At 32.0% G+C, this 14,199-nt stretch carries 9 protein-coding genes; 7 read left to right on the forward strand and 2 right to left on the reverse strand.

The genetic code is table 11. The features are described 5' to 3' along the window. The first annotated feature begins 1 nt into the window (after position 1). The 6 genes from LFT63_RS00600 to ccpA all read left to right on the forward strand — a co-directional run bounded on the left by LFT63_RS00600 (position 2) and on the right by ccpA (position 10,284). Positions 2-3,928, forward strand: a complete 3,927-nt coding sequence (locus LFT63_RS00600; protein ID WP_340767749.1) for a DNA translocase FtsK — start codon at positions 2-4, stop codon at positions 3,926-3,928. Positions 3,929-3,949: 21 nt separating this feature from the next. Then, positions 3,950-5,263: a UDP-N-acetylmuramate--L-alanine ligase gene (murC, locus tag LFT63_RS00605; protein ID WP_017638259.1), complete on the forward strand. Its 1,314-nt coding sequence runs from the start codon at positions 3,950-3,952 to the stop codon at positions 5,261-5,263. A gap of 74 nt (positions 5,264-5,337) precedes the next feature. Beyond that, the gene (locus tag LFT63_RS00610) at positions 5,338-5,829 is read left to right on the forward strand and encodes a DUF948 domain-containing protein (RefSeq protein ID WP_002467416.1); all 492 of its coding nucleotides are present in this window, start codon (positions 5,338-5,340) and stop codon (positions 5,827-5,829) included. Between the two features lie 77 nt (positions 5,830-5,906). Then, on the forward strand, positions 5,907-7,577 hold the full coding sequence (locus tag LFT63_RS00615) for a smooth muscle caldesmon (protein ID WP_340767750.1): 1,671 nt from the start codon (positions 5,907-5,909) through the stop codon (positions 7,575-7,577). 345 nt (positions 7,578-7,922) lie between these two features. Continuing rightward, positions 7,923-9,014 carry a bifunctional 3-deoxy-7-phosphoheptulonate synthase/chorismate mutase gene (locus tag LFT63_RS00620; RefSeq protein WP_029055650.1) on the forward strand — a complete coding sequence of 364 codons (1,092 nt, stop codon included), beginning with the start codon at positions 7,923-7,925 and terminating at the stop codon, positions 9,012-9,014. Between the two features lie 280 nt (positions 9,015-9,294). Then, positions 9,295-10,284 (forward strand): catabolite control protein A, encoded by a 990-nt coding sequence (gene ccpA / locus LFT63_RS00625; protein ID WP_017638256.1) that lies wholly within the window; start codon positions 9,295-9,297, stop codon positions 10,282-10,284. A 69-nt stretch (positions 10,285-10,353) separates the two neighbouring features. Here the strand turns inward: ccpA and LFT63_RS00630 are convergent, their stop codons facing one another. Next, positions 10,354-11,517 carry an acetoin utilization protein AcuC gene (locus tag LFT63_RS00630; RefSeq protein WP_218047229.1) on the reverse strand — a complete coding sequence of 388 codons (1,164 nt, stop codon included), beginning with the start codon at positions 11,515-11,517 and terminating at the stop codon, positions 10,354-10,356. A gap of 21 nt (positions 11,518-11,538) precedes the next feature. Further along, positions 11,539-12,171 carry a GNAT family N-acetyltransferase gene (locus LFT63_RS00635; RefSeq protein ID WP_017638254.1) on the reverse strand — a complete coding sequence of 211 codons (633 nt, stop codon included), beginning with the start codon at positions 12,169-12,171 and terminating at the stop codon, positions 11,539-11,541. A gap of 171 nt (positions 12,172-12,342) precedes the next feature. Here LFT63_RS00635 and acsA point away from each other — a divergent pair, with 171 nt between their 5' ends. Beyond that, positions 12,343-14,052, forward strand: a complete 1,710-nt coding sequence (gene acsA, locus LFT63_RS00640; protein ID WP_119622806.1) for an acetate--CoA ligase — start codon at positions 12,343-12,345, stop codon at positions 14,050-14,052. Positions 14,053-14,199: the final 147 nt, after the last annotated feature.

The raw sequence follows: 14,199 nt of genomic DNA on the forward strand, positions 1-14,199 counted from the left end.
TATGAGCTGGTTTGATAAATTATTTGGCGAAGATAATGATTCAAATGAAGATATATTAAGAAATAAAAATAAAAGACGCCAGGCAACTCAATCGAATGATTCTAATCATGACTCATTACTGCCACAAAATAATGATATCTATCATCGACCAAAAGGTAAATTCCGATTTCCTATTAATGGTTTTGAATCAGAAAATGTGGGGTCTGAATATACATCTGTGAATGATGGGGAACAATCTTATGTGAAAAATGATGATAATGAAACTTTAACTTCTCAAGAAAGTAAGAGACATCGTCGTAGAAGGAATCATGCCAATGACGATGAGTATGTGAACTCGTCTCGACAATCTAATTCAAATAAAACTAGAAGAAAACAAGTAACAAATCCTTATGTCACTAAATCAACTCACCGCCAAATTTCTCCTACTTCATTAGGAGATAACAAATCTAATAATGGTGCTACATCTTCAAAATCACAACCAAGAATGAAATTACAATCCGAACGTTTTAAATCAAATTATAAAACGCAACCGGAGTATACATATCACAAAAGTGATTTTAAAGCTTCAGAAGTACCATCAGCCATTTTTGGTACGATGAAAAGACGACCAATTGAAAACGGCATGATACCTCCTAAAGACAATGAAGAAGAAACTAATAATAAAATGAGTTCAAATGTTAATCATTCTAGTGACAACGATGGATACACTGCCGAAAGATCCCAAAGCAACTTTAGAAGTAATCAACAATCGAATGATGTAAAAGAAACTAGTACAAATAGTAATTCAAAACATGATGAGAATATAAATCAACAAACATCGTCAGTGGGAGATGAAAAAGCAATTAACTCAACTCCTAACCATTCAACTAAAGATAATACTATTAATATTAACAATATCTATGCATCTCAAATTGTTGAAGAAATTCGAAGAAAACGTGAACGAAAAGTGCTTCAAAAGCGTCGATTTAAAAAAGCATTGCAAGAAAAAAGACAACAAAATAAAGAGACCAATGAAGATAGTATACAAAAAGCAATTGATGAAATGTATGCCAAACAAGCACAACAATATGTTGGTGAAAGTTCATTAGATATGGAATCTCAAGATGATAGCAATGCTATGATTGACGAGCATGACAACAATGAAACAATAAATCAAACAGATGCAATTGAAAATTCAGACCTAGATCAACAAGAAACATCTCATTACAATTATGAAGAAATCGATTTATCTGATATTAAACCAAGACATCAAGTAAATGATGACGATGTTACTGTGACTGATGTAACAGAACAAGATGAAGGCTCAGAAACAACTGATACTAACTATGTTTCATCTCAATCCATATATGATGATCGAACAACTACCGTCCAGAAAGACTCTGAATCTAGTCAAAGTGACTCTACAATTAGTTCAGAAAATGCAAAACATCATTACAGTGATAAAACATCAATATCAGAAAATGAAGATAATAATATAGATGATGCAGATTATCGAGAATTAGATGATAGTGAGCAACCAACAACATATTCTACTTCAGAACATACATCTTCATCTCTATATGATAGTGAGACATCACAACTTAATGATCATAAGCACTTGAATAGAAGAAGTGGTCATAATGCAGTTACTCAAAGCGTCGATCATGAAACGGAATATGCTAAAAAGCGAAATCCACATATTCAAGATAGCAATTTAGGTAATAGTGATAAAACAATGTCAACATCAGAATCAGTATTAGAAAGTGATGAATCATTAAGTGATAGTTTCATCTCTAATAATAGTAATGAAACATCTGAATTTGTCGCTTCATCTTATGATAATACTCAAAACTTAAGTAGTTCAGAAAATAGCTATTCTGAATCTATAAATGATAATCAATCAGAAAGTTCTGATCAGAAGTTTGATAAAGTTAATAGTGAAAATAAAGGTGTAGAAACTAATCAGCATCTACATTCTGAACAAACTAGCAAGCCATTAAAAGGTAGTAAGCCATTTAATGTTGTTATGACGCCTTCAGATAAAAAACGTATGATAGATAAGAAAAAATCTCGCACAGTTCATGTTCCAAATCTAACGCCTGAACGTCAATCAAATTCGACACAATCAAATAATATTAAGCAAGCATCGTCAGAGCAATACAATACATCAGAACACTCTGAATCAAATCAACAATCAAACAATATAAGTGAAAGTGAAGCGCCTTCAGCTGATCGTACAAATGAACTAAATCAAACAACATATGAAAGTGACTCAAATTCAACTGCAAGTGAACATAGCCTAAGTGCAAATGACGTTGTCAATAATGAGAATGTGCAAATGGCTCAGAGCGATTATAATGTTGGAATTAATCAAAATATGGAAGATGATAGTTCGTCTATGCAACATGCTTCCAATGATGTTAATGAAAATGATTCAGATAATCGCAATGAAGACAAACGAGAGAATACTCATGCATCTACATCTAAGGTTACATCTGGAGAAGTGGATAATAATAATGAAAATATTAAAGTTCAAAAGCCCACTATAAGAAAAGGTCCAAATATTAATTTACCTAGTATGGAATTGCTTGAATCACCAGAACCACATGAAGTAAATGAAGAGTGGATTGATGATAAAAAGCAAGAATTAAATGATGCATTATATTATTTCAATGTTCCTGCAGAAGTTCAAAATGTTACTGAAGGTCCAAGTGTGACCCGTTTTGAATTATCAGTTGAAAAAGGTGTTAAAGTATCAAGAATTACTGCTTTACAAGACGATATTAAAATGGCGTTAGCAGCCAAAGATATACGTATCGAAGCGCCGATACCAGGTACAAGTTTAGTAGGTATCGAGGTACCTAATCAAAACCCTGCCAAAGTCAATTTGAGATCAATTGTAGATTCAGATCAATTTAAAAATGCTGAATCTAAATTGACAGTTGCAATGGGTTATCGCATCAACAATGAACCATTACTTATGGACATTGCTAAAACACCTCATGCTTTAATTGCAGGTGCAACAGGTTCAGGTAAATCAGTGTGTATTAATAGTATTTTAATGTCGCTATTGTATAAAAATCATCCGGAAGAATTAAGATTATTATTAATTGATCCAAAAATGGTTGAATTAGCACCATATAATGATTTGCCACATCTTGTGTCACCAGTAATTACAGATGTTAAAGCAGCCACACAAAGTTTAAAATGGGCTGTTGAAGAAATGGAACGTCGATATAAATTATTTGCTCAATATCACGTTAGAAATATTACAGCATTCAATAAGAAAGCTTCTTATGAACAAAGAATGCCAAAAATTGTTATAGTAATAGATGAATTAGCCGATTTAATGATGATGGCGCCACAAGAAGTAGAACAATCCATCGCGAGAATAGCTCAAAAAGCGCGTGCATGTGGTATTCATATGCTTGTTGCCACACAAAGACCATCAGTTAATGTTATTACCGGTTTAATTAAAGCTAATATCCCAACTAGAATTGCATTTATGGTATCATCAAGTGTAGATTCTAGAACTATTCTTGATAGCGGAGGAGCAGAACGACTATTAGGATATGGCGACATGTTATATCTTGGTGGCGGTATGAATAAACCTATCCGTGTTCAAGGTACATTTGTTTCAGATGAAGAAATTGACGACGTTGTAGATTTCATTAAACAGCAACGTGAACCTGATTATTTATTTGAAGAAAAAGAATTATTAAAGAAAACACAAACTCAAGCACAAGATGATTTATTTGATGATGTGTGTGAGTTCATGATTAATGAAGGACATATTTCTACTTCGTTAGTACAAAGACATTTCCAAATTGGGTATAATAGAGCAGCGAGAATCATAGATCAATTAGAACAACTAGGTTATATATCTGGAGCGAACGGTTCTAAACCTAGAGATGTTTATATTACTGAGGCGGATTTGAATCAAGATTAAAAATTAGTAAGGAGTTTTATAATGACACACTATCATTTTGTCGGAATTAAGGGTTCTGGCATGAGTTCATTGGCACAAATCATGCATGATCTTGGGCATGAAGTGCAAGGCTCAGATATTGAAACTTATGTTTTTACAGAAGTTGCTCTAAGAAATAAAGGTATAACTATCTTACCGTTTGATAGTAACAATATTAAAGAAGATATGGTAATTATACAGGGTAATGCTTTCCCTGATACACATGAAGAGATAGTCAAAGCACATCAACTTAAATTAGATGTGATTAGATATCATGATTTTCTTGGCCATGTAATTAACCAATATACTTCGGTAGCAGTTACTGGTGCACATGGTAAAACATCAACAACTGGATTGTTATCTCATGTGATGAATGGAGATAAAAAGACTTCATTCCTTATAGGTGACGGTACAGGAATGGGTTTACCTGGCAGTGACTATTTTGCATTCGAAGCTTGCGAATATCGACGTCACTTTTTAAGTTATGATCCTGACTATGCAATTATGACAAATATTGACTTTGACCATCCTGATTATTTCAGAGATGTTGATGACGTTTTTGATGCATTCCAAGAAATGGCTCAAAATGTTAAAAAAGCTATCATTGCATGGGGCGACGATGAATATCTTAGAAAATTAGAAGCGGATGTACCCATTTATTACTATGGTTTAAAAGAAACTGATGACGTATATGCTAAAAATATACAAATCACTGAACAAGGTACACAATTTGATGTTTATATTAATGGAGAATTTTATGATCAATTCCTATCACCACAATATGGTGACCATAATATTCTAAATACATTAGCTGTTGTAACTATTAGTTATTTAGAAAAAATGAACGTTGATAATATAAAAGAAGCATTAGAAACATTTGGTGGTGTAAAACGTCGATTTAATGAAACAAAAGTATCAAATCAAGTATTAGTAGACGATTATGCTCACCATCCAAGAGAAATTAATGCTACAATTGAAACAGCTAGAAAAAAATATCCACAAAAAGAAGTTATTGCTGTATTCCAACCACATACATTCTCAAGAACTCAAGCATTCTTAGAAGAATTTGCAACAAGTTTAAGCGCAGCTGACCATGTTTTCTTATGTGAAATTTTTGGTTCAATTAGAGAAAACACTGGTGAATTGACGATTCAAGACTTGATTGATCGTATTGATGGATCAGCATTAATTGATGAAAATAGTATAGATGTATTAGAGAAATTTGATAATGCTGTAATATTATTTATGGGCGCTGGAGATATACAAAAAATCCAAAAAGCGTACTTAAATAAATTAGGTATAAAAAAAGATTTCTAATATGTTTATAATGATTTCTCAAGGGTATTAAATATTAATGAATTTTATAATTAGGTATTTAGGAGGCGTTTTTAATGGATTGGATTTTACCAATTGCTGGAATTATCGCTGCGATAGCGTTCTTAATTTTATGTATCGGTATCGTTGTAGTGTTAATTTCTGTTAAGAAAAATTTAGATCACGTGGCTAAAACACTTGATGGTGTTGAAGGTCAAGTACAAGGTATTACAAGAGAATCTACTGATTTACTTCATAAAGTTAACCGTTTAACTGAAGATATTCAAGGTAAAGTTGATCGTTTGAATTCTGTAGTTGATGCTGTTAAAGGTATTGGTGACTCAGTTCAAACATTAAATGGTTCAGTTGACCGTGTAACTAATTCTATTACACACAACGTATCTCAAAATGAAGATAAAATTTCTCAAGTAGTACAATGGTCAAATGTGGCAATGGAAATTGCTGACAAATGGCAAAATAGACACTACCGTCGAGGAAGTGCAAATTACAAAGCAAACACAGTAGCAAATGATACAGATCATAGCTATACTACACGTGTTGACAAATAATTAATAAGAATGAACTAAATGCACTTAAATGAGGTTGTTACTTGTTTAAGTGCATTTGTTATAGGGAGGAATAAATCATGGAACACTATAATCGTGATGATTTTGAAAGAAATAATACTGGAAATGATTTATACAGCCGTCATACTCGTATAAATAATCAAACACCACAACGTAAAGATTTTGTTGTAAGCTTTATTACCGGTGCTTTAGTAGGTTCAGCTTTAGGGTTATATTACAAATTGAAAGTTTTCGAAAAAGCTGATCAAGCAATTGCTAAAGAAAAAGAACTACGTGAAAAAGCATTAAATTACAAATCTCAAGCAGAACAACGTTTTGAATCTGTTAAAAACCAAGTTGAAAACTTCAGAAATAAATCAAAAGATGGTATCTCATCTGATGAATTATCAGCACAAAAAGTCGCAATCCAAAGAGAAGTAAGCGACAATAATTTAGCAGATCAATCACCAGAAGCTAGAGATATTCAAGAAGCAAAATTAGAAGCAGAAGGAAATTCTGGATCAGATGCTTCAGCTACAGAATTAGCAGCACAACAAAACGCAATTCAAGCTGAAACAAATAAAGATAGTTTAGCAGATCAGTCACCACAAGCACGTGAAATACAACAAGCCAAACAAGAAGCGCAAAATGAAGAGCAACAATCTAATGCAACGCCATCAGCTACAGAATTAGCAGCACAACAAAATGCAATTCAAGCTGAAACAAATAAAGATAGTTTAGCAGATCAGTCACCACAAGCACGTGAAATACAACAAGCCAAACAAGAAGCGCAAAATAAAGAACAACAATCTAGTACAACGCCATCAGCTACAGAGTTAGCAGCACAACAAAATGCAATTCAAGCTGAAACAAATAAAGATAGCTTAGCAGACCAATCACCACAAGCACGTAAAATTCAAGAAGCTAAGGAAGAAAGTCAGAATGAGGAACAACAATCTCATATAAATAGTAATCAACACGTATCATCTGAAGAAGTTGTAATGGCAAAATCTGCTATTAAAGAAGAATCTTCACTATCTGATCCATCAAAAGAAAAAGCTAGCAAATCAACACAATCTAATGCAGATAAATTAGCAAGTGCAGCTAAAACGAAGAAAACAAAATTAGATAATGATGCTAATGTATCAGCTAATACTAAAGCTTTAACAAAAGAACAGGGTGTAGCCAAAAATAATAAACAATCTACACCAAATTTAGTAACTAAAACTGAAGAACAATCAACAAAAAATAATGATGGTTCATTTGCTAATAGACTAGCAAGTGCAGCTAAAACTAAAAAAAGTAAATTAACTAAAGGTTCTAAAGAATCTCAATTAACTAAAGCATTACTTGAAGAAGCACCAATTGCAAAATCAACGATGACTAAAGTACCTAATTTAGTTACTAAAACAACAACAAAATCTAACCAAAAAAATAAATCAGCACAATCATCATCTAAACAATCTAGTACTAAGCAACCAACAAAAAAACAAAGTAAAGCACAGTTTGATAAAGGTGTCGTAACAAGACAAAATAATAATCAATCAACTAAAAAATCTAATAGTCAAGCTAAAGCAACAACAAAATCAACTAAAAAAAATAGTAATCAAACAACAGCACAAACAAAATCAACTAAGAAAACAACAAAATCATCTAATCAAAATAAAGCACAACAAGATAAAACAAAATCTACTCAACAAAAAGTAGAAAAAACAACTAGTAAAATCGAAAAACGTACTTTTAATGACTAATTAGTTTGTATTTAATATAAGTTAATATTATGATATTAATATAAGCACTCATTGGTTAGTATTTGATTTTAGTGGTTAAAATTAAATGTATAACATATTAGAGTGGAACCCATCATTCATTTACAGTAGGATGTATGACGTTCTGCTCTTTTTCTTTTTTAAAATATGTGTTCATAAATGGAAATATGGTAATACTATCATATTTTTAGAAAATTTAATCAATTCCGACAATTATAACTTGAACAATAAAATGTTAATTGTTAGAATGATTCGTAAATACATTTATTTTATCGCTTTAAAGTGATACATATAATGTGCAACTAATAGTATAGAGGTGGAATGACTATGGGTAATAAATTAGATAGCTACAGACAAGAAATTGTCTCATTAAACGATCAGATTTTAGAGTTATTATCTCGACGTGGTGAACTAGCTCAAAAAATTGGAGAAGAAAAAATTAAACAGGGTACACGTGTATATGACCCTCAACGTGAAAAGGAAATGATTAACGATCTTTTAGATAAGAATAATGGTCCGTTTAATGATAATGTGATTAAACAATTATTTAAAGAAATTTTTAAAGCCTCTACAGATTTACAAAAATCAGAGAATGAAAAACATTTATACGTATCTAGAAAATTAAAACCTGAAGATACAATTGTTCATTTTGATAATGGAGGTAAATTTGGAGAAGGTTATAAATCATTTGTTTTTGGTCCATGTTCAGTAGAATCGCAAGAACAAGTAGATACAGTTGCTGCTGATTTACAAGCAAAAGGTGAGAAATTTATACGTGGTGGAGCGTTTAAACCACGTACGTCCCCATATGATTTCCAAGGTTTAGGTGTTGAAGGTCTTAAAATCTTAAAAAATGTTAAAGATAAATATAATTTAAATGTCATTAGTGAAATCGTAAATCCAAATGATTTTGAAGTTGCAGATGAATATCTTGATGTTTTCCAAATTGGTGCACGTAATATGCAAAACTTTGAACTTTTAAAAGAGGCTGGTCGTACAAATAAACCAATTCTGTTAAAACGTGGATTATCAGCAACAATTGAAGAATTCACATATGCTGCAGAATATATCGCATCTCAAGGTAATAGAAATATTATCTTATGTGAGCGTGGAATTAGAACATATGAAAAAGCAACTAGAAACACATTAGATATTTCTGCTGTACCAATATTAAAACAAGGTACACACTTACCTGTGATGGTCGATGTAACACACAGTACTGGTAGAAAAGACATTATGTTACCGACTGCAAAAGCTGCACTTGCTGTAGGAGCAGATGGCGTTATGGCAGAAGTACATCCAGATCCTTCAGTAGCATTAAGTGATGCAGGACAACAAATGGATTTAAAAGAATTTAATGAATTTTATAATGAATTAAAATCACTAGCAGACTTATATAACCAAAAGAAATTAAAATAATCGATAATGAAATTAAAGCTACTTCATTGAACAAAAGGTATTTTGTAATGAAGTAGCTATTTTTGGTTTGAATTTAATTTATTTGTACAAAATATATCTTTTAATATGCATCATTAGAAATTTTGTTTTAAAGTGAATATAATTTAAATCTACAATTTTTCTGACAGAAATGTGAACAACAAAACAAATTTATTTCACTGCATCTTTAAATATGGTAAACTTTGAAAATAATATGAAAACACGGTATAATAGCGTATAAAACGCTTGCAAGGAGGAAATTATGACAGTAACAATTTATGATGTGGCAAGAGAAGCCAGAGTGTCGATGGCAACTGTTTCTCGTGTTGTTAATGGTAACCAAAACGTAAAGCCTGAAACTCGAAATAAAGTGAATGAAGTAATTAAAAAATTAAACTATCGTCCAAATGCAGTTGCACGTGGGCTTGCTAGTAAACGTACTACGACAGTAGGTGTGATTATTCCTGATATTTCAAATGTTTATTATTCACAACTTGCACGTGGTTTAGAAGATATTGCTACAATGTATAAATATCATTCAATCATTTCAAATTCAGATAATGATCCTGAAAAAGAAAAAGAAATTTTTAACAATCTTTTAAGTAAACAAGTAGATGGTATTATATTCTTAGGAGGTACAATTTCAGAAGAAATCAAAGAATTAATCAACCAATCATCAGTACCAGTCGTTGTATCAGGTACGAATGGTAAAGATGATCATGTTGCTTCTGTTAACATTGATTTTGAAAAAGCTGCTCAAGAAGTAACACAACATTTAATTGACCAAGGTGCTAAGAAATTTGCATTAGTTGGTGGTGATTATTCTAAGAAAGCCCAAGAAGATGTTTTAGATGGTTTAAATACAGTGCTATCTGATAATAATCTAATATTAGAAGATGCGCTTCATTTAACAGGGGCTGAAAGTTACAAAGAAGGCATGAAAGTTTTTGATGAAATGAAAGATAACTTACCTGATGCTGTATTATCAATCAGTGATGAACAAGCGATCGGTGTGTTACACGGCGCATTAGATTCAGGTATAAAAGTTCCTGAAGATTTACAAATCGTTAGTTTTAATAATACGCGTTTAGTAGAAATGGTTAGACCACAACTTTCAAGTGTAATACAACCATTATATGATATTGGTGCTGTTGGAATGAGATTATTAACTAAGTATATGAATGAAGAGGAAATTGAAGAACCTAATGTGATTTTACCTCATAGAATTGAATATCGTGGTACGACAAAATAATTAAATAATATACGTACTATGTAATAAACACCCCATAAATTAGACTGATAACTAATTTATGGGGTGAAATTATTTGGATGTAAAATCATACCAACTTGCTATTAAATCTGCTACACGTGCATTTTTTTCTGAAATTTCATCAGTTCTAGGTATATACGTATAATCATTCAAACGGTCTTCCCATCTTTTTGGAAGTGTCACTGAGCTATAATGTTTCCATTTATTAATCCAAGTTAATGGTAAATAACCTTTTTGAATAGGCTCATTAATTAAACTTAAATATAAATGACTCCAGGCACGAGGCACAACTCTCCATAAATTATAACCTCCGCCACCAAACATAATTATTTTATTATGAGTATATTTTTCAGCAAGTGCTTTAATTATATAAGGTAGTTGATATAAAGAATTTAAAGTACAACTTATATGTGTTAGCGGATCTCTGTAATGAATATCCACTCCATTGACGCTTAAAATGATATCAGGTTTAAATGCTGCAATGACAGGTTCAACTGTAGATTTAAATGAGCGCAAGAATGATTCATCTTCTGTATAAGGTTCTAATGGTACATTGACTGAATAACCATAACCGATATCTTCACCACGTTCAGTATAATGTCCAGAACCAGGAAATAAAAACTTACCAGTTTCATGGATAGAATAGGTTAATACATCATTGCTCGTATAAAAACTCCACTGAGTACCATCTCCATGATGTGCGTCTGTATCAATAATCATTACTCTTTGATTATAATGATTAACTAAATATTGAGCAGTTATAGCTACATCATTATAAATACAAAAGCCATTTGCACGACCTGGTAAAGCATGATGCAAGCCACCACCTAAATGACAACCATTTGTATAAGTACCGTCCATAATCTTATCTGCTAAGTTTAAAGCACCACCTACAATACGAGAACAATGACGATGCATATGTCTAAATGGAACTGTATCATCATTAAAACCATATTTTTTAGCTTCTTCAGAACTTAAGATGCCATGTGATGCATGTTTAATCGCTTGTATATAATCATAACGATGTATCAAAGCGAGTTCATCTTCTGTAGCAATTCGAGGTGTTAAAATATTTTCATTAGATAAAAACTGTGCATCTATTAAAAGTTCAGTTGTTAATTTTAAACGCATTTGATTAAAAGGATGCTCATTATTAAATCTATATTTTAAAATTTCATCTGAGTATACATAACCTGTTTTATTTTTATTACTCATAAGCTCATTCCTTTCAATCTGCTAATAAAAGAAGCGGTTTTGAAATCTAATATCGTCGAAAGCATGTTGTTGATCTAAACTAATTCTTTTACCAATTCTAGCCATTAAACAATTTGCTGGATGACTTGTAATTTCTGGATCATCTGTAGCAAAGACTTCTAAACCGCCTTTTTGCATTAATTTTTGCATTAACCGTTTATATTCAAATACATCTAGTTGGGCATGTTTTAAGTCCCAATGCCAATAATATTCAGTTGTTAAGACAATATAATCTTCAAATTCATCAGCTGATAAACTGATTTGAATTAATCTCCCACCTAAATGTAAATGACGGTAACCTTTGCTTAACTCGATTGCACCAAGCTCAATTAAATAGGGGAGTTGGCCAGTAGACCATCTTTCTAATTCATCTGGATAATGATACGTAACATAACCTATAATATGTTTGTCTCTCCGAATAATATAAACTCTACCTTCAGGTAACGTAGTAATTTCTAATAAAGCTTCAAATTGTTCATTGTAGGATCTAAATGCATTTAATCCATCGTCGAAAGTAAGCGTTTTCAAAAAAGAATATGAAACAGGGCCTTCTATTATAAAATGCTGATCTTCTAAGTATATATTCTCTTTAATATAAGATTTTATATGTTGCATATCTTCACCTCCTAATTAAAACCTCCTTGTTCTTTATACTTATTATACTTTTCTTGATGTAAAATGACAAAAATGATGTCAATTATAATTAAATGTTTTGAATAATGTGACAATTATATGTATAATTCACTATAAAGAAAGCGATTTCATAAATCGAAGGGGGATTTTCTTATGAAAGTTGAAGTATATAAAAGTGAACCTGGAAATTATAATTTGCAAGATTATGAACAAACGTATAATAACTTTGATTGGAAAGATGTTGAAAAGGCATTCTCTTGGAATAAGACAGGAAAAATCAACATGGCGTATGAATGTATAGATAGACATGTTGATGAGGGTAAGGGAGAAAAGATAGCATTAAACTATAAAGACGAACGTCGTCATGAATCATACACATTTGAAGAGATGAAAAAATACTCAAATAAAGCAGCCAATGTTTTAAAAAATAAAGCTAATGTTCAAAAAGGGGATAGAGTATTTATTTTCATGTCAAGAACACCAGAATTGTATTTCGCTTTCTTAGGTATTTTAAAAATTGGTGCAATTGTTGGACCACTATTTGAAGCATTTATGGAAAAAGCTGTGGCAGACAGACTTGAAAATAGTGATGCTAAAGTCATTGTTACAAATAAAGCATTATTACCACGAATTCCAAAAGATAAATTACCTAACTTGGAAACAATTGTTGTAGTAGATGACGATGTGGATGAGGCATATGTTGACTTTAATACTGAATTTAAAAAAGCTAGTGATGAGTTTGATATTGAATGGTTAAATGAAGATGATGGCTTAATTTTACATTATACATCTGGCTCTACCGGTCAACCTAAAGGTGTGCTACATGTTCAAAAAGCAATGTTAGTTCACTATATTTCTGGAAAATATGTATTAGATTTACAAGAAGATGATGTTTATTGGTGTACAGCAGATCCAGGTTGGGTAACTGGAACGTCATATGGTGTCTTTGCTCCATGGTTAAATGGTGTTACAAACTGTATTGTTGGTGGTCGATTCTCTCCAGAACAATGGTACAAAATGATTCAAGACTTTAAAGTAACAGTTTGGTACACTGCACCAACGGCTTTACGTATGTTAATGAGTGCTGGTGACGATATTGTAGAAAAATATGATTTGTCATCATTACGTTCAATCTTGTCTGTTGGTGAACCACTCAATCCAGAAGTTATCAAATGGTCTAAAGACGTTTTCCATAAACGTGTCTTAGATACTTGGTGGATGACTGAAACTGGTGGACATATGATTGTTAACTATCCTGCCATGGACATTAAATTAGGTTCAATGGGTAAACCATTACCTGGCATCGAAGCAGCTATAGTAGATGATGAAGGTAAAGAATTGCCACCTAATAGAATGGGTAACTTAGCAATCAAAAAAGGATGGCCATCTATGATGCATTCTATCTGGAAAAATCCAGAAAAATATGATTCTTACTTTATCGGAGATTGGTACGTTTCAGGGGATTCTGCATATAAAGATGAAGACGGGTATTATTGGTTCCAAGGACGTGTAGATGATGTGATTATGACTGCTGGTGAACGTGTAGGCCCATTTGAAGTTGAATCTAAGTTAGTAGAACATGAAGCAGTGGCTGAAGCAGGTGTCATCGGTAAACCAGATCCTGTACGTGGTGAAATTATTAAAGCATTCGTAGCACTGAGACAAGGGTATGAACCAACTGATGAATTAAAAAATGATATTCGCCAATTTGTAAAAGAAGGACTGTCTGCACACTCTGCACCTCGAGAAATTGAGTTTAAAGATAAACTACCTAAAACTCGTTCAGGTAAAATTATGAGACGTGTATTAAAAGCTTGGGAATTAGATTTAGATGCTGGTGACTTAAGTACAATGGAAGATTAAAAATTGACATTTGAAAAATGAATTTACAAAACTCTATTTTCATACATTAACGTCAATAAGTAGCGAAAAGGACCTAATTATTTTTAGGTCCTTTTTATGTGTAGAATTTAATGGTATTTTTGAAAACGCTATCAAATATTCGACATC

It is taken from the genome of Staphylococcus sp. FSL H8-0121, assembly GCF_038008425.1.
Classification (GTDB): Bacteria; Bacillota; Bacilli; order Staphylococcales; family Staphylococcaceae; genus Staphylococcus; species Staphylococcus pasteuri.

What these genes read in the sequence shown, in the direction of transcription:
- LFT63_RS00600 (WP_340767749.1), top strand. Translation starts at nt 2, where the DNA reads ATGAGCTGGTTTGATAAATTATTTGGCGAAGATAATGATTCAAATGAA.
- murC (WP_017638259.1), top strand. Translation starts at nt 3,950, where the DNA reads ATGACACACTATCATTTTGTCGGAATTAAGGGTTCTGGCATGAGTTCA.
- LFT63_RS00610 (WP_002467416.1), top strand. Translation starts at nt 5,338, where the DNA reads ATGGATTGGATTTTACCAATTGCTGGAATTATCGCTGCGATAGCGTTC.
- LFT63_RS00615 (WP_340767750.1), top strand. Translation starts at nt 5,907, where the DNA reads ATGGAACACTATAATCGTGATGATTTTGAAAGAAATAATACTGGAAAT.
- LFT63_RS00620 (WP_029055650.1), top strand. Translation starts at nt 7,923, where the DNA reads ATGGGTAATAAATTAGATAGCTACAGACAAGAAATTGTCTCATTAAAC.
- ccpA (WP_017638256.1), top strand. Translation starts at nt 9,295, where the DNA reads ATGACAGTAACAATTTATGATGTGGCAAGAGAAGCCAGAGTGTCGATG.
- LFT63_RS00630 (WP_218047229.1), bottom strand. Translation starts at nt 11,517, where the DNA reads ATGAGTAATAAAAATAAAACAGGTTATGTATACTCAGATGAAATTTTA.
- LFT63_RS00635 (WP_017638254.1), bottom strand. Translation starts at nt 12,171, where the DNA reads ATGCAACATATAAAATCTTATATTAAAGAGAATATATACTTAGAAGAT.
- acsA (WP_119622806.1), top strand. Translation starts at nt 12,343, where the DNA reads ATGAAAGTTGAAGTATATAAAAGTGAACCTGGAAATTATAATTTGCAA.